11 protein-coding genes are annotated in these 16,948 nt (G+C 58.8%); 6 read left to right on the plus strand and 5 right to left on the minus strand.

Going from position 1 to position 16,948, the window contains the following annotated elements:
- Positions 1 to 50: 50 nt before the first annotated feature.
- On the plus strand, positions 51 to 1,154 hold the full coding sequence (gene aroC, locus BFV97_RS02450; RefSeq protein WP_069298714.1) for a chorismate synthase: 1,104 nt from the start codon (positions 51 to 53) through the stop codon (positions 1,152 to 1,154).
- A gap of 250 nt (positions 1,155 to 1,404) precedes the next feature.
- On the plus strand, positions 1,405 to 1,821 hold the full coding sequence (locus BFV97_RS02455; protein WP_157888255.1) for a hypothetical protein: 417 nt from the start codon (positions 1,405 to 1,407) through the stop codon (positions 1,819 to 1,821).
- Here BFV97_RS02455 and BFV97_RS02460 read toward each other — a convergent pair whose 3' ends face one another.
- From BFV97_RS02460 to ade, 5 genes are all read right to left on the minus strand, one after another.
- Positions 1,822 to 2,697, minus strand: coding sequence for a DMT family transporter (locus tag BFV97_RS02460; RefSeq protein ID WP_069298716.1), 876 nt, complete (start codon positions 2,695 to 2,697; stop codon positions 1,822 to 1,824).
- 87 nt (positions 2,698 to 2,784) lie between these two features.
- The gene (locus BFV97_RS02465) at positions 2,785 to 4,134 is read right to left on the minus strand and encodes a calcium-binding protein (protein WP_069298717.1); all 1,350 of its coding nucleotides are present in this window, start codon (positions 4,132 to 4,134) and stop codon (positions 2,785 to 2,787) included.
- Between the two features lie 114 nt (positions 4,135 to 4,248).
- Positions 4,249 to 4,554 carry an HU family DNA-binding protein gene (locus BFV97_RS02470; RefSeq protein WP_083225465.1) on the minus strand — a complete coding sequence of 102 codons (306 nt, stop codon included), beginning with the start codon at positions 4,552 to 4,554 and terminating at the stop codon, positions 4,249 to 4,251.
- A 220-nt stretch (positions 4,555 to 4,774) separates the two neighbouring features.
- Positions 4,775 to 6,262, minus strand: a complete 1,488-nt coding sequence (locus BFV97_RS02475) for an AMP nucleosidase (RefSeq protein WP_108721612.1) — start codon at positions 6,260 to 6,262, stop codon at positions 4,775 to 4,777.
- A 64-nt stretch (positions 6,263 to 6,326) separates the two neighbouring features.
- On the minus strand, positions 6,327 to 8,126 hold the full coding sequence (ade, locus tag BFV97_RS02480; RefSeq protein WP_069298719.1) for an adenine deaminase: 1,800 nt from the start codon (positions 8,124 to 8,126) through the stop codon (positions 6,327 to 6,329).
- Between the two features lie 311 nt (positions 8,127 to 8,437).
- On the opposite strand from ade, the gene BFV97_RS02485 reads away from it, so the two are divergent.
- From BFV97_RS02485 to pbpC, 4 genes are all read left to right on the plus strand, one after another.
- Positions 8,438 to 8,785, plus strand: a complete 348-nt coding sequence (locus BFV97_RS02485) for an STAS domain-containing protein (protein ID WP_069298720.1) — start codon at positions 8,438 to 8,440, stop codon at positions 8,783 to 8,785.
- Positions 8,782 to 9,264 carry an ATP-binding protein gene (locus BFV97_RS02490; protein ID WP_083225466.1) on the plus strand — a complete coding sequence of 161 codons (483 nt, stop codon included), beginning with the start codon at positions 8,782 to 8,784 and terminating at the stop codon, positions 9,262 to 9,264. Before BFV97_RS02485 ends, BFV97_RS02490 begins: the two co-directional genes overlap by 4 nt.
- Positions 9,265 to 9,432: 168 nt before the next feature.
- Complete coding sequence (locus BFV97_RS02495; RefSeq protein WP_069298721.1) at positions 9,433 to 14,898, plus strand: alpha-2-macroglobulin family protein; 5,466 nt, start codon at positions 9,433 to 9,435, stop codon at positions 14,896 to 14,898.
- Positions 14,899 to 16,947, plus strand: a complete 2,049-nt coding sequence (gene pbpC / locus BFV97_RS02500) for a penicillin-binding protein 1C (RefSeq protein ID WP_069298722.1) — start codon at positions 14,899 to 14,901, stop codon at positions 16,945 to 16,947.
- Position 16,948: the final 1 nt, after the last annotated feature.

Here is a 16,948-nt window from a genome sequence, read left to right on the forward strand (position 1 = left end):
TTTTCTAGGGGGCAGGGTTCTACTATCAGGTTTTCACAAGGAGAAAGCCTATGTCGATCAATTCCTTCGGACGTCTGTTTACTGTAACCACTTGGGGCGAAAGCCATGGACCCGCGCTTGGGGCGACGGTGGACGGCTGCCCTCCGGGTGTACCGCTGGACGCAGAGATGTTGCAGCACTGGCTTGATATGCGCAAACCCGGACAGAATAAATACACCACTCAACGGCGGGAACCGGACGCGGTAGAGATCCTCTCGGGGGTGTTTGAAGGGCAGACAACAGGAACGCCGATCCAGTTAATGATCCGCAACACCGACCAGCGCAGCAAGGATTACTCTGATATTATGGAAAAATTCCGCCCCGGTCATGCGGATATTACCTATTGGCAGAAATACGGCATCCGCGACTATCGCGGTGGCGGGCGGTCCAGCGCACGGGAAACTGCAGCGCGGGTAGCTGCGGGTGGTGTGGCGCGGGAAGCGTTGAAAATGCTGGTGCCAGATTTGGAAATCACCGGCTGTATGGTGCAAATGGGGCCACATAAGATCAACCGGGAAAGCTGGGATTGGGGCCAGATCGCACAAAATCCGTTCTGGACACCGGATGCACAGGCGGCTGAGGACTGGGCTGCCTATCTTGATGAGTTGCGCAAGTCCGGCAATTCGGTTGGTGCGGTGATCGAAGTGATCGCCAAGGGCGCACCCGCTGGGCTGGGGGCGCCGGTTTATGGCAAGATAGACACAGACATCGCCACGGCGATGATGTCGATCAATGCGGTTAAGGGCGTTGAAATCGGCGCGGGCATGGGCGCAGCAGAGCTGACCGGCGAAGACAATGCGGATGAGATTTTCATGGGGAACGACGGTAAACCTGTCTATTCCTCCAACCATGCAGGCGGGGTGCTTGGTGGCATTTCGACCGGACAGGATCTGGTCTGCCGTTTTGCGGTGAAGCCTACGTCTTCGATTCTGAAGCCCCGTCAGACCATCACCAAATCGGGCCAGCCTGCAGAGATCATCACCAAGGGGCGACACGACCCTTGCGTGGGAATCAGGGCGGTTCCGGTGGGCGAAGCGATGATGGCTTGCGTGATTCTGGACCATGTTCTGCTGCATCGCGGGCAGATCGGCGAGAACCGCGGCACCATCGGTTAGTCGCCTTCCGGTTGTGTAGTTGAAAAAATGCAACAAAATACAACTTTAACGTGACGTAATGGTAAAAAACTGGTGAAAATTTACCATTTAGTCGAAATTTACCATTGCTTCGCGGAAAAATTTGCTTATTTACCCCGCAACACACGCCAGCCACTGTCAGCAATTCAGGCACGAGCTAACCCGTAGCCTCAGGGCTTCTTTAATTACATTTTAACCTAAACACCTTTCAAACTGGGGGTTGCTGCCTGCTATGGGGTACACTTCATTTTTTAAATACATGGCCGACCGTCATTTCGAAGGCCATGACATCCTGGTGTCGCGCAATTTCGTGTTTCCCTTGCCGATTTTTGTTCACGACAGGGTTTCTGTCGTCCGCACCGAAGCGGATTTTCGCAGCCTGCTGGCAGAGTATCGCGCTACGCTGGAACTGGCGGGTATTGTGCGCTCGGACTCCAAGCAACTTTGCGCACATCGCCAGCAGGCGGACGGGATCAGTATCAAGGTTGCGAAGCAGTATTTCGACATCCACGATAACGCCTGCGCGTCCTGTACGGTGACATATTTTGCCACGTCAGAAGATGACCGTCTGAAATTCCACATGGTGGAATATACCGACATTGATGCGCCGATGCCGCTGGAGCAGATCTCTATCTTTAAAGCGGCCTGATCAGCCGTTCCGACGGGCTCCAGCGCGGGAGGATTGAACCGCCAGAATACCGGCCATAACGATCACAACCCCGATCACATCCGTGCGGCTAAGCGTTTCGTTCAGGATGACAGCCGCGATCAGCACGCCGAAAAACGGATTTAGAAAATGAAAGGTGCTGGCCCGCGTTGCGCCGATCCGCTCTACCAGCAGGAACCAGATGATTGTAGCGACAATGCCCGGCATAATCACCGTATAGGCAAATGCCCCCGCCAGTGATCCAGTCCACGTGAAGCTCTGCACCTCCAGCAGCAGCGCGGGAACTGCAAGCGCGGCGCTGCCGATCATCATCTGCACCCCGACCACCATCAGGACATTGCCCTTGGAAGAGGTCGCCCGCACCGCCAGTGTTGCGATGGCAAGGGCGGTGACACCGATCAGGCACAGCAGGATACCCACCAGATCGACACCTCCTGACAATCTGGCCCCCATGATCAGCGCGACTCCGGCAAATCCGGTGCACAGCCCCGCCCAACCGAGCCAGCCAACCCGCTCCCCCTGCAAGGCCGAAACCAGACCGACGATCAAAGGCACAGCAGACGCGATGATAGAGGCCAGTGACGCCTCTATCCGTTGCATCGCCATAAAGAACAGTCCTAGATAAAGCGCGTTCTGGCAAATTCCGAAGATCGCCACAGCCCCCCAGTTACGGCGGTCCGGCCGGATACGCTGGCCCATCAGATAGGCGATTCCCATGCACAGCAGCCCCGCCAGCAGAAAGCGCAGCGCCGATATGGTCAGCGGCGGTGCCTGCAATACGATAATGCGCGCAGAGGTGAAGGCGCTCGACCAGATCAGGGCGAACACGAATCCCATAACGATAGCTTTGATGTCCAACCGGATCGTCCTTCATTCGTCTTGGCAAAGGCTTGCCTGAAGGGGGCTGGAAAGGGAAGGGGGAACAGAAATCCCGTAACGGCGTTTCTATTCCCAGTCGAAAAACGCGAAATCTTCCAACGTCAGTTCGGGCGCGTCTTCGATCACCGCGACTTTTTCCCAACCGGAGCCATTGTAAAACCGCAGTACGCCGGTTTTATGCAGATAGGAAAATTCGTCGGTTTCCCTCGTTTCATAGATCGACAAGTATTCCAGAGTGAACCGCAGCGCCTCGGCGTTGTCTTTTTCCACGACAATTTTAGTATCGGACAGGGATTTGACCCGTGCAGCAGGGTCGTCACTTTGCAGCACATAAGAGCCGGTGAAATCGAGCGCGATCGTGTCCTGCCCCTGTTTGAAATCGGTGATCCGCGTGAAATATTCGATGTTCTGCCCGTGGGACACCGCAAACAGATCCGCCCCGCGTCCGCCGGTTGCTTCGATAAGGCCCGCGCCGAGCACGCCAATCCCTGCGGCGAAGATCAAATCATCCCCCGCGCCGCCAAACAGATGGTCCGCCCATCCGCTCCCCTGACCGCCAGAGCCTGTGATCACATCGTCGCCCCTGCCGCCGAAAATGAAATCATCCTCGTTCTGATAGCTGCCCGCGATGAAATCGTCACCGTTATGGCCGTAAATGGTGAGATCCTGATCGCGCTGCTTGCTGCTGTCGAGCCAGATAAGCGTATCGTCCAGCCGCGCACCGTGCATTTTGGTGACAGAGCGTGCGCCGATATTCAGGCTGAAGGCTTCAAAATCGGTGAAGCTGGCATTGGCCATCGTCATGGTGCCGGCGTTGACTTCGCGAAAATCCAGAGTTTTCTCGGTGGTCAGTTGCAGGCGGACCTGACTGGTGTTCAAAAACAGCCGGTCCAGTCCCTTGCCGCCGTCCAGATGCAGGCTGCGGTCTTCCCAGTGGTGCCCGTCCGGACCGAAAGTGTCGCCAAAGGTGATATTCGCCTGATCTGCGCCGCGCCCCATGAAAGCGCGATCCACATCGCCTTCATTGCTGTTGGTCTGCAGTCGGGCGTTGGTGAAATAATCCCCCTGCGTGCCGCCGTAATAATCGGTAGAGCCGAAGGTGTCGTAGAAAATATCCGCACCGCCCTGACCTTTCAGGATATTTGCGCGGTCGTAGGTTTCATCAAATTCGGTGCCCGCACTTTGAAAGATGTCCTTGCCCCGTCCGCCCTTGATGTCAGCGGTATCGCCAGAGAAATGGTCCGCTTGATCACCGCCGATCACCTGCAAAATGGGACGGTCCATGTAGCTGTAGATGTAGCTGGTGATACCAAAGTCGTTTTCGCGGCTTTTAGGGAGAGCAATTTGCGTTTGGTCCGGATCGGCCGCGATTTCTTTACCGTTCAGATCGTGGTATCCATAATCACCGACAGCCATAAAAAGTCCTTCAAAAAGCAGGGTTAGGAGGCGTCAGCTTAAATCATCACATCAGTCGCGCAAGAAAAAAGGCCGACTGCGAACAGACGGCCCAATTTCAAACTGTCGTCGCAATCAGGCGTTGATTACGTCTTTCAGAGCTTTTGCGATGGTCACTTTTGCCACGCGGTCAGCGTCTTTTTTCATTTGCTCGCCAGTAGCAGGGTTGCGCACCATGCGCTCCGGACGGGCGCGACAAGCGAATTTGCCAAGACCTGGGATGGTTGCGGCGCCACCGGCTGCAACTTCTTTGGTGATGACGGAAGCCAGCGCCTCGAGAAATTCGTTTGCTGTTTTCTTGTCAGAATCTGTTGCTTCGGCCAGTGCGGCAACGAGCTGTGTTTTGGTCATAGGTTTTTGCGTCACGTGACTGCTCCTCATTGATCTTACGACATGCCCGGCGTCGGGCCCCTTAGTGGGTGTCCTGCGGCATTTAACAAGATATTGAGGTTCAACACAATGATAGAGACCAGCGAAAAACCCGAAAAATGCCTATTTTTATGGGTTTTTCGCGTTTTCGCCGCCGTTTCCGGCAGCACCCGGCGGAACCCTGCGAAACGGGGGCGGGCCTCGGCGCAAAAACGCCCGCCGGAATGTCCGCTCACAAGAAGGCGGTCTCGTCAAAGCTGCGCAATTTGCGCGAATGCAAGCGCTCCAGTGGCATGTCGCGTAAGGACTCCATCGCGCGAATACCGATTAGCAAATGGCGCGTGACCTGTGTGCGATAAAATTCCGACGCCATGCCCGGCAGTTTCAGTTCACCGTGCAGCGGTTTATCCGAAACGCACAACAAGGTGCCGTAGGGAACGCGAAAGCGGAACCCGTTTGCAGCAATTGTCGCGCTCTCCATATCGAGCGCGATGGCGCGGGATTGGGACAGTCTTTGCACCGGGCCGGATTGCTCTCTCAACTCCCAGTTGCGGTTGTCCACGCTGGCCACGGTGCCGGTTCGCATCACCCGTTTCAGGGCATAGCCCTCCAGTTCGGTCACATCCGCAACCGCCTGTTCCAGCGCGATCTGGATTTCTGCAAGGGCAGGTACGGGAACCCAGAGCGGCAGGTCATTGTCGAGCACACTGTCCTCGCGCACATAGGCGTGGGCGAGCACATAATCCCCAAGGCTCTGAGAGTTGCGCAGCCCTGCGCAATGACCCAGCATCACCCAGGCATGAGGGCGCAATACGGCAATGTGGTCGGTGGCGGTTTTCGCGTTGGACGGGCCGACCCCGATGTTCACCAGTGTGATGCCTGATCCGTCCTCCCGTTTGAGGTGATAAGTGGGCATTTGCGGTTGGCGGAAGGCGGAATCCACATGGGGGTTCTCTGCCGTTGCAATGGAATTGCCCGAGGCCACAAATTCCGTGTAACCGCTGTCCGGATCCTGAATGGCCTGCATGCCGTAGGTGACAAATTCATCCATATAAAACCCGTAGTTGGTAAACAGGATGTGGTTCTGGAAATGCTCTGGCTCGGTGGCGGTGTAATGGGCCAGACGCGCGAGGGAGTAGTCGATCCGCTGCGCTGTGAATGTAGCCAGCGGACGGATACCATCCGCATCCGGTTCTGCATCGCCGTTGGCAATATCGTCGTTGGTGGTCCTGAGGTCCGGCACGTCGAAAATATCCCGCAAGGGGCGCGCATCAGCGCGGATCTGGCCCTCCGCCAGACGCAGTTCCTCGGTCAGGGCGAAATGCAGCGGGATCGGCACTTCGGAGACGGACACCGTGACCGGAACACCGTGGTTTTCCAGCAAAAGTTCGATCTGCTGGCGCAGGTAGTTTCCAAAAAGCTTCGGGCGCGTCAGCGTGGTTGTATAGGTTCCCGGCTCTCCGACGTGGCCAAAAGACAGGCGGCTGTCTACCTGTGTGTAGGTCGAAGTGGTGATCGAAAGCTGCGGGTAATAGGCGCGGTAGTGGCCTTTGGGCGGGGTGCCTGCATGATATTCCGCAAACTGCGCACAGAGAAAATCCGTTGCGATTGTATAAAGCCGCTCAATCGCGGCAACGGCTTCGCGGGCCGAGGTGAAGGTCTCGGCCTTCGGGGTTTCGGGAATAATCAGATTTGTCAGTATCGGTGTTTTATGAGGCATGTCCGGCTCGTCTCGTTTCTTGTTTTCGTTGGAATTGCGGGGCCTTTTGCCCCGTCGTGCGGCCCTAGTCTATCAGCAGTGGCGTCATTTCAAACTTAACCACATCCACCAGCCCGAGGTCGGAAATCCGCAGTTCCGGTATCACCACCAGCGCCAGCAGGGAGTGCTGCATATAGGCGTTGTTCACCGTGCAACCGCAGTCCGCCATTGCCGCGACCATACAATCTGCGGCTTTGGCCACCTCCTGTGCGGGGCGGTCCGACATCAACCCTGCGATGGGCAGCTCCACCATAGCGATTTCGACGCCATCCTTAAAGACACAGATGCCACCGCCCACGTCGCCCAGACGGTTGGCCGCCAGTGCCATGTTCTCGCGGTCTGTGCCGACCACAATCATATGATGGCTGTCATGGGCCACGGTAGAGGCCATCGCCATCTGTCCGGTATAGTTAAAGCCGGAGACAAAGCCGTTTGTCACACCGCCCGTCGCACGGTGCCGTTCCACCAGCGCAATCTGGCAGACATCCTGCGCGGGATCGCCTGCAACCCTTCCGTTCTCAACCGACAGCTTTGCTGTCAGGGCTTTGGTCGGGGCCTGATTTTCCACCACGCCGATAACCCGCGCAGTGACGGTTTTCGCGCCCTCTGGTGCGGTGATGTCAAAGTCCTCCGCGCCGAGCGTTTTGCCCAGATGCACGGTCTGGCGGGTGTCCGCAGGCCAGGCGTAGGCGGTTGGATCGACAGTGTTTTTACCGTTCTCCGCTACGATTTCTCCGCGGGCCATGACCAGTTCGATCGGCAGGGTTTTCAGGTCCGAGGTCAGGATAATATCCGCCCGCCGCCCCGGCGTAACAGAGCCTATATCCCGCTCCAGTCCAAAATGCGTGGCGGTGTTGATCGTCGCCATTTGCAGCGCGACGACCGGATCACAGCCGCATTCAATGGCATGGCGCACCACGCGGTTCATATGGCCGTCGTTCACCAAAGTACCGGAGTGGCTGTCATCGGTGCACAGGATAAAGTTGCGCGGGTCGAGCCCTTTCTCCGTCACCGCCGTAATCTGCGTTTCTACGTCATACCACGCCGACCCTAGCCGCATCATGGAACGCATACCCTGCCGTACACGGGCAATGGCATCAGCCTCGCAGGTGCCTTCATGGTCATCCGCAGGGCCGCCCGCCACATAAGCCGCAAAATCCGGCCCGAGATCGGGAGAGGCATAATGCCCGCCCACGGTTTTTCCCGCTCTCTGTGTGGCCGCGATTTCGCCCAGCATTTTGGGATCACCGTGGATCACACCGGGAAAGTTCATCATCTCGCCAAGGCCGATGATATTGGGCCAGCCCATCGCCTCGGCTACATCTTCGGGGCCGAGTTCGGTCCCCGTGGTTTCAAGGCCCGGTGCGGATGGTGCGCAGGACGGCATTTGCACGAACACGTTGATCGGCTGGGCCAGTGCCTCGTCGTGCATGTGACGCACACCATCCATGCCAAGCACATTTGCAACCTCGTGCGGGTCAACAAACATGGTTGTGGTGCCGTGGGAGATCACCGCCTCGGTAAAGCGGGAAACTGTCAACATGCCGCTTTCGATGTGCATATGCCCGTCACACAGGCCCGGCATGATATAGCGGCCGTTGGCCTCGATAATCTTGGTTGTTTCCCCGATGCAATGGCTGGCATCCGGCCCACAAAACGCAATCCGTCCGTCGCGGATTGCGATGTCATGGTCGGGCAAAAGCTCCCGTGTATGGACGTTGACCCAGATGCCGCCCTTGATAACCGTGTCCGCCGGTTCACGTCCGGCAGCGGTAGCGATGAGTTGGGGGGCGACGTCGGGCCATGCAGGGAAGTGTGTTTTCATGTCCTAGTGTTTCACCGCTCGCGCTTTGGTTCAAGAGAAATTTGACCAGATGGTCATGCGGCCTGAAGCGCAAGGGGTGGTCGCGCCACATTTGCACTGAAAGAGCCGATATGCGGAGGGTTTAGTTAAAATTGATGACATTTTCATAAAGGGAGTGGCGGTTGGAAAGGTTTTGGTAGGGATTTTGTGGAACCATAGACCTGGATGACGCTGCCAAGACGCTTGGAACAGGTTGCGGGAAGGCGGGGTGCTGGAAAGCGGGTGTTTACGAAGCATGGCGTTAAAACAGAATGTCGGATTGGAAAACCAGAATGGAAGTAGAAGTTAGCAAAATTGGGGGAATTACAGTGGTGCGGCTTTGCGGGCCGCGACTGGATGCGGCGCAATCTGTCCGCTTCAAAGAGGCGCTGCGCGATATTTCCGACTGTGGCGCGGATCATATCCTGCTTGATATGTCCGGTATCCAGTTTATGGACAGCTCCGGTCTTGGCGCGATTGTCACTGTGCTGAAACAGATGGGGCAGGCCAAGACGCTGGAACTGGCCGCTTTAACGCCAATTGTCGCCAAAGTGTTTGCATTGACGCGGATGGACCGGATTTTCCGTCTGCACGATACGGTTGATGCCGCGCTTTCGTCCAGTGTGAAAGCCGCAGGATGACCAGCGCCGCAGACACAGGACAGCGGGTTGCCAAAGTTTACGAACTGCGTTTGCAAATTGCCATTCGCAGCGTCCAGACAGAGGTGTCCCGCGTATTGGGCCGCATCACCGACTGGCTCGCTAAACACGGTATAAACCGCAGCTTTGTAGAGGAGTTGGAGCTTGTCACCGCAGAGGCGCTGAACAACGTTGTCGAACACGCCTATCTATACGCGGAAGACGGAGAAATCAGGATTGTTGTCTCCTTACGTCCGGGAAAATTGCAGGTGCAAATTACCGATGGTGGGCGAAAATTCGACGGCCCGCCGCCGGAAAAAAAGATGGATGTTGAGAAATTCTCGTTTGAGGAACTGCCGGAAGGCGGTTTCGGCTGGAACCTGATCCGGTCCCTGACCGATGAAGTCGCCTTTGAACGTGCGGGCGAAAAAAACCGGCTCACCCTGACGCGGAACCTGCCAGAGACTGCCGGCGTGGAGTGACCCATTCCTGCGGGCGGTTGCAGGATTGATCGCTCCCCGAGCACCGCACCCGGTGTTGAGCATGCAGTTAGGGTGACAGAAAACCTGCGACCAATCCGCAGTGTGATTTGCGAAAGACCGCCAGCTCTGGCATGATTTGAAAAGATTTTAAGGGTTTGGAGCGGTGAAATGGCATTTCTAAAGGTTAAAAAGCTTTGGTTCGGCGTGGTTCTTTCGGGGCTCATCTCGCCCCACGCTGTTACAGCACAAACCATAGATCACGCGATCCCCGAACGGCGGATCGAACTCTCCGATAAGACCGATTTCTACGGTTCGGACATCGGCAAAATCTTTGATGTCACCTTCAAGGATTGCGCTGCAGCCTGTCTTGCCAATCCCGCCTGCCGCGCCTTCACCTACAACCAAACCTCTGCGGCCTGTTTCCCTAAATCCGCAGTCGGAGAGCGGAGCGCGTTTGACGGTGCAACCTCAGCCGAAGTGCATGAGGTTGCGGCTGAGGATCTGGAATTTGCCAACCATCAGGCCCAGCGGCTCGGGTTTTTACCGGACTCCTACCTTACAAACGCAAAAATGGTCGCAGCGCGTAACGGGACGTGGTACCCGACCAACGGCAGGACCTACGATGCGTTGCTTGCCGAGTCGCGCAAGGTCGCATCAGAGGGTCGGCTGATCCGTGCATTGGAACTCTCCATTGCCGCAGCAAATGATAAAGACCGCGCCGAATCCTGGATCGAAGCAGCGCAGCTTGCAAATCAGGCCAAGCCAAACTCCGCAAAACAACGCCAACTGGTGCGCGCATTGCGTACTGCGGGTGCGATTAACGGATTTCTGCGCGCGCGCGTTCCTGCACAGCAGGTAAACGCGCTCCACGCGCTTGCCTCTGGTCTGGAGTCTGACGGGCAGGGACGACAGATGATTCCGGCCTTGCGTCTCGCCCGCGCCATTGCGCCCCGCGTTGAAACACAAGAGGCGCTCGACCGTGCAATCAGTCTGTATGGTTTCCGCATTCAGGACCACACCGTCGATCACAACGCTGCCGCCCCGCGTATCTGCGCGGAATTTTCTGAAGAACTGGTTAAGGGCACAATAGAATACGGTGATTTCATCCGGTCCGACACCCAAGGTCTGGTGGCCGAGGCGGACGGACACCAGCTTTGCATTGAAGGGGTCAGCCACGGTCAAACCCATCGCATTGCCTTTCGGCAAGGGTTGCCCGCCGCAAATGGTGAGGTTTTGACTAAAACTGTAGAGATGAACATCTACGTTCAAGACCGCGATCCGGTCGCGCGGTTCTCGGGGCGCAGTTATCTGCTGCCCAAACGGGACGGGGCCTCGGTACCGTTGACGACAGTTAATCTGGAAAAGGTTGATGTTAAGATCTACCGTGTCGGGGATCGGAACCTGCTGCGCAGTTTGCAGGAGGGTATGTTTACCAAACCGATTTCCCGCTGGGATCTGGATTTCGTTGCCAACGATCTGGGGCAAGAGGTCTGGAGTGGAACGGCCGAAATTACGCCGGAACTGAACCGCGAGGTGACAACGGCCCTGCCAATCGGGGATGCGCTGCGCGATTTCAAACCCGGCGTCTACACGATGACGGCGCGGGTGCCGGGGATTGCGCAGGATAAAGAAAATACTTTTGCAGCGCAGTGGTTTATCGTATCCGACATCGGTATCTCCACCCTGAAAGGCAACGACGGTATACACGTGTTCGCCCGTGCGCTTGGCAGTGCAGAACCGATGGGTGGCGCAACAGTCCGGCTGGTGAGCAAAGCAAATGTGGTTCTGGCAGAAACGCAAACCGATCAAACCGGGCATGCAAAATTTGACAGCGGGTTTGCACTTGGCACCGGCGGCGCCGCCCCTGCGCTGGTGACGGTGGAAACGTCGGACGGGGATTATGCCTTTCTCGATCAGGCCGCAGCGGAATATGATCTGTCGGATCGCGGTGTCGAAGGCCGTTCCGCCCCCCCGCCGATTGATGTGTTTCTTGCTACAGATCGCGGCGCATATCGCCCCGGCGCGGTGGTTCACACCACGCTTCTGGCCCGGAATCACAAGGGAGAGGCGCTGGAAGGCGTGCCGGTCACGCTGGACCTGATCCGTCCTGACGGGGTCCGACACAGCCGCAAACTTGCCGGTGCCGTGGGCGCTGGAGGGGCGGTCACTGCGTTTGAACTCCCCCCCAACGCGGCGCGGGGCAGTTGGAAATTGCGCGCTTTTACGGACCGCGATGCACCGGCCCTGCTGGAACAGCGGCTGCTGGTTGAGGATTTCATCCCCGAAAAGATTGATTTCGATCTGGCGCTGGGCGCAGGGCCTTTCGTCGTAACAGACCGCCCGAAACTGGACATAGAGGCGCGTTATCTGTTTGGCGCGGTCGGCGCGGGACTGGACATCGAAGGGGAGGTGAAACTCTCTGCTGCAAGCAGTCTCGATGCTTTTCCGGGATATGAGTTCGGCGCTGCGGATGCGGTGTTCAGCACCCGCTATGAAACCATCAGCGGCGCAGGGCAAACGGATGCGCACGGCAAACGCAGCCTGCAACTTACATTGCCCTCCGTGGACGAAGTGGCCAAACCACTGGAGATGACCGCCCATGTCCGACTGCGCGATGGGTCCGGCCGTCCGGTGGAACGGCGGATCACGGCTCCGGTTTTGCCGGGACGGGCGATGATCGGGATCAAGCCGCTGTTTGACGGCACGCTTTCAGAAGGGTCAGAGGCAGCGTTTCACGTGGTCGCGTTGGCCGCCGATGGCAAGGCGCGCGATATGGAAGCCGTGAACTGGGAGCTGAACCGCCTGCACACACGGTATCAATGGTACCAACAATACGGTCGCTGGAACTACGAACCGGTCACGCGGCGGGAACGGGTTGCGGCGGGCGTTGTCGATGTCACCGCCGGCAACGGGGCGCAGATTGCTGCAGGGGTGGAATGGGGCGCTTATGAGTTGAAATTAACCCATAAGAACGCGCCCTATGCGGCTGGCTCGTTGCGGTTTAACGCGGGTTGGTACGCCAGCGGAGACGGGGATGATACACCCGATCTGCTTGACGTGGCGATGGATCGGGCGACATACGCCGTGGGAGAACAGGCCACACTGCGGGTGGATTCCCGCTTTGACGGGGTGGCGCAAGTGTCTGTTCTGTCGGGTCGTCTGATCGAAACCCGCGCGGTTGCGGTCAAAAAAGGGGCGAATGCATTTACTTTTGACGTGACAGAGGATTGGGGCGCGGGGGCTTATGTCACCGCGTCTGTCCTGCGGCCGATGGACGGGGGCCAATCCCCGTCACGGGCGCTCGGACTGGCCTATGCGCCTGTTGATCCGGCGGAGCGGCTGATAAGCGCCCGGTTCGTGAACCCGCCACAGGCCGACCCGCGCGGGGCGTTGGATGTTGCCTTGCAACTGGACAACCTGAAGGGCGGAGAGACCGCATATGTGACCCTCGCGGCGGTGGATTTGGGTGTACTGAACCTGACGGGATTCACGACTCCGTCGCCGGATGATCATTATTTCGGCCAGCGCAAACTGGGGGTGGAACTGCGGGACGTTTACGGTCGGCTGATTTCCGGGACCGGTGCCGCGGGGCGATTACGGTCTGGCGGGGACAATCAGGCGCAGGCGGGATTACAAGGTCCGCCACCTGCCGAAGCAATTCTGGCGCAGTTTTCCGGCGTTTTGACTGCGGATCCAGAAGGGATGGTCCGACACAGGTTTGATTTACCGGATTTTAACGGAACGGTGCGATTAATGGCTGTGGCATGGTCCAAGACCGGAGTCGGGCATGCGGAACAGGATGTGCTGGTGCGCGATCCGGTGGTGATCTCGCTCCATGCGCCGCGCTTCCTGACGCCCGGCGATCTTAGCCGCGCTCGTTTGGAGCTGACCCATGCTTTCGGTCCGGCAGGCCGATTTGAGGTGGCGTTGAACAGCGGTACGGCATTGGCTTTGGGCGGCACCCCGCGCCAGAGCGTCACTTTGGAGGAAGGAGAAAAATTAAGCCTGAACATTCCTCTTTCAGCACAGGAGGAAGGCACATCAGAGATTGAAGTCACGGTAAAAACACCGGATGGAAAGACCTTGCGCAAGACCATTACGATGGGCGTGCAATGGAATGACCCCGCAATCGCCCGCCAGACCCGCGTAAGCCTGCAATCCGGCCGCGCGTTGACGCTGGATAGCAACACGCTGGCAGGTCTGCACGGGGATACAGTTCACGCGACCCTTGCAGTCGGGCCGCTGGCGCGGTTCGATGCGCCGGGTTTGTTGACGGCGCTGGATCGGTATCCTTACGGCTGCACCGAACAGATCACCTCCAAGGCGATGCCGCTGCTGTATTTTGATCACCTGTCCGAGGCGCTTGGTCTGGGGGACAAACAACAGGTCACACAGCGGGTTGAACAGGCTATCACCCGCGTGCTCGGCAATCAGGGCAGTAACGGGGCCTTCGGGATGTGGCGTCCGGCGTCAGGGGATCTCTGGCTTGACAGTTATGTGACCGATTTCCTCAGCCGTGCCCGCGCTCAAGGCTATAGGGTGCCGGATCTGGCGTTTGAACAGGCGCTTGAAAACCTGCGGAACCGTGTGAATTACGCCGCTGATTTCGAACAGGGCGGAGAGGACATCGCCTATGCACTAATGGTTCTCGCCCGCGAAGGCTATGCTGCGATCGGGGATTTGCGCTATTACGCTGACACGCGCGCCGCTGCATTTGCGACCCCGCTGGCACAGGCGCAACTCGGTTCGGCGCTTGCGTCTTATGGCGATCAGAGCCGGGCCGACGCCATGTTCCGCCGTGCCGGTGCGCGCCTGATACAACAGGAAACGGACACTGGCTATCGCTCTGACTACGGCTCGGGCCTTCGGGATGCGGCGGCGGTTTTGTCCCTTGCGATAGACGCAAAGTCAGAGGTTTTGGACCGCGCGTCACTGGCTGAAACGATCAGCCGCGCACCTGTCGCGCTGCAATCCACACAGGAAAGCATGTGGTCACTGATGGCGGTCCGCGCATTGGCACAGCAAGACGATGCGGGGGACGTTCTGCTTGACGATGCGCCAATGGCCGCCCCGCTGGTGCGCAACCTGTCAGCGGAGGATTTACAGGCGGGGATCACGCTGAGGAACAACGGTTCGGAGGATGCTTTGGCGGTTGTAACCGTTTTCGGGGTGCCGTCCGAACCGGAACCTGCGGGGGGCAACGGATATAAAATCGAGCGGATGTATTACACACCCGAAGGGGAGCCGGTTTCGCTGGATCAACTCCGCCAGAACGACAGGTTTGTGGCCGTGCTGCGTGTCACGCCGCTTCGCGATCAAGAGGCACGCCTGATCGTCGATGATCCTCTTCCGGCGGGGCTGGAAATCGACAATCCAAACCTGATTTCAGGCGGGGATATCAAAGCGCTGGACTGGTTGGACCTGAACGCAACCGCGCGTTTTGCTGAATTTCGGACCGACCGCTTCATCGCTGCGGTGGATTGGTCTGGACGCAAGCCCTTCCAGCTCGCCTATCTTGTGCGGGCGGTTTCGCCGGGTAATTTCCATCACCCTGCCGCCTTGGTAGAGGATATGTACCGACCCGACTTCCGCGCCCGCACGGCATCGGGCCGCGTGACCGTGGCGGGCCGGTAGATGGGCTTGCGCCGTCTGCTTCTTGGCCTTTGCCTGCTGACGATTTTTTCGGTTGGCGCACAGCGGGGGCTGGCGGTTTGGGTGGCGCAAACGGAGTTGCCTGTGCTAACGCCGGAGGTTTCCGTCGTGGTTGAGGATCGGGACGGCCGCCTGTTGCGGGCCTTTACCGTCGCGGAGGGGCGATGGCGGTTGCCCGTGGACCTGTCGGATGTTTCGCGAAATTATCTCGAGCAGCTAATCGCTTTTGAAGACAAACGGTTTTATCAACACAGTGGCGTGGACGGATGGGCCGCCCTGCGCGCAATTGGGCAGGCGGTGGCCAATGGCGGCATTGTGTCGGGGGGGTCAACACTCACCATGCAGGTGGCCCGCCTTCTGGAGGACAGCGGGACCGGATCGTGGCGCGGGAAGCTGCGCCAGATGCGACTGGCTTGGGCGCTGGAACAGCAGCTTGGCAAAGATGAAATCCTGCTGCTCTACCTGCATCTCGCCCCGTTCGGCGGCAATCTGGAAGGGGTGCGGGCTGCCGCGCTAAGCTATTTTCGCAAAGAACCGATCCGCCTGACCGACGCCGAGGCCGCGCTTCTGGTGGCCTTGCCCCAATCGCCGGAGCGACGCAGGCCGGACCGGCATCACGCCAAAGCCCGGACAGCGCGGGACCGCGTTCTGGAACGGGGCCGGTCTGCCGGGGTGCTCGACCCTGAAACGGTTGCGGCGGCACAGCGGGAAACGGTGCCAGCGCAAAAGTACCCGTTCGACTTTCTCGCGCCGCATCTGGCGGAACGTATCATTGCGCAAAGTCCAACTGCGCAGCGGCACCGGCTGACACTGGATGGCAACGTCCAGAAACAGGCAGAACGGCTCTTGCGCGCACGTGTGCGGGGGCAACACCGGGCCTTGTCCGGCGCGGTTCTGGTAATGGATCATCACACCGGCGCCGTGATCGCGTCGGTCGGTTCTCCTGATTATCTTGATACCATGCGGCAGGGGTATGTGGATATGACCCGCGCTCTGCGCTCGCCCGGTTCCACGTTAAAGCCGCTGATCTACGGGCTGGCGTTTGAGCAGGGCGCCGCCCATCCCGAAACGGTGATTGAGGACCGGCCCGTGCGGTTCGGAAGCTATGCACCGCAGAATTTTGACAAACAGTTTCACGGTCAGTTGCGGGTGCGCAAAGCCTTGCAGATGTCTCTGAACATTCCGGCGGTCAGCCTGCTGGATGCGGTTGGTCCCGGCGTTTTAATGGCGCGGATGCGGCGGGCAGGTGCGGCTCCGGTGCTGCCAAATGCACGGCCGCCGGGGCTCGCGGTCGGGCTCGGGGGGGTCGGGCTGCGCCTGCTGGATCTGGTCGCGGTTTACGGGGCGATTGCACGGGGCGGTGCGCCTGTAGCGTTAAAGTGGCAGGCGGCAGATACCTCCGGACCGGCGGAGCGTCCTCCGGTTCTGGGGCCTGTGGCGGCGTGGTATGTGGGCGATATTCTGCGCGGCGTGCCGGCACCGCCAAGCGCACCACAGGGTGAGATCGCTTATAAAACCGGCACTTCTTACGGGCATCGGGATGTTTGGGCGATCGGTTTTGACGGGCGTCACACGATCGGGGTCTGGCTGGGTCGGGCGGATGGTGCGGCCATGCCGGGCGAGCTGGGGGTCGGGCTGGCTGCGCCCCTTTTGTTTGACGTGTTTGCCGCTCTGAAGCCGGCTGCGGAACCGCTGTCGCCGCCACCACCCGCCGCCCTGACCGGGACGACGGAGACCTTGCCACAATCCTTGCAATATTTCCGTCCGCGCGGCCAGATTGGACTGCAGACGGGGCCGGAAATCACCTTTCCACCGGACGGAGCGCGGCTGGCGCTCGGTGGAGAGCAGGTGTTCGTGGCCAAGGTGGATCGTGGGGTGCCGCCCTTCACATGGCTCGCGAACGGGGTGCCCGTCGCCGTGGCGCATTTTGAAAGACAGGTGGTTCTGGACGCGCCGGGGGCGGGGTTTCTGGCGCTGTCGGTGATTGATGCAACTGGCGTGTCCCAAGCGGTGCGAGTCACGCTGGACTAGG

The organism is Neptunicoccus sediminis (genome assembly GCF_001719615.1).
GTDB lineage: Bacteria > Pseudomonadota > Alphaproteobacteria > Rhodobacterales > Rhodobacteraceae > Amylibacter > Amylibacter sediminis.

Coding starts and splice junctions, on each gene's coding strand:
- aroC (WP_069298714.1), top strand. CDS start 51: ATGTCGATCAATTCCTTCGGACGTCTGTTTACTGTAACCACTTGGGGC.
- BFV97_RS02455 (WP_157888255.1), top strand. CDS start 1,405: ATGGGGTACACTTCATTTTTTAAATACATGGCCGACCGTCATTTCGAA.
- BFV97_RS02465 (WP_069298717.1), bottom strand. CDS start 4,134: ATGGCTGTCGGTGATTATGGATACCACGATCTGAACGGTAAAGAAATC.
- BFV97_RS02470 (WP_083225465.1), bottom strand. CDS start 4,554: ATGAGGAGCAGTCACGTGACGCAAAAACCTATGACCAAAACACAGCTC.
- BFV97_RS02475 (WP_108721612.1), bottom strand. CDS start 6,262: ATGCCTCATAAAACACCGATACTGACAAATCTGATTATTCCCGAAACC.
- ade (WP_069298719.1), bottom strand. CDS start 8,126: ATGAAAACACACTTCCCTGCATGGCCCGACGTCGCCCCCCAACTCATC.
- BFV97_RS02485 (WP_069298720.1), top strand. CDS start 8,438: ATGGAAGTAGAAGTTAGCAAAATTGGGGGAATTACAGTGGTGCGGCTT.
- BFV97_RS02490 (WP_083225466.1), top strand. CDS start 8,782: ATGACCAGCGCCGCAGACACAGGACAGCGGGTTGCCAAAGTTTACGAA.
- BFV97_RS02495 (WP_069298721.1), top strand. CDS start 9,433: ATGGCATTTCTAAAGGTTAAAAAGCTTTGGTTCGGCGTGGTTCTTTCG.
- pbpC (WP_069298722.1), top strand. CDS start 14,899: ATGGGCTTGCGCCGTCTGCTTCTTGGCCTTTGCCTGCTGACGATTTTT.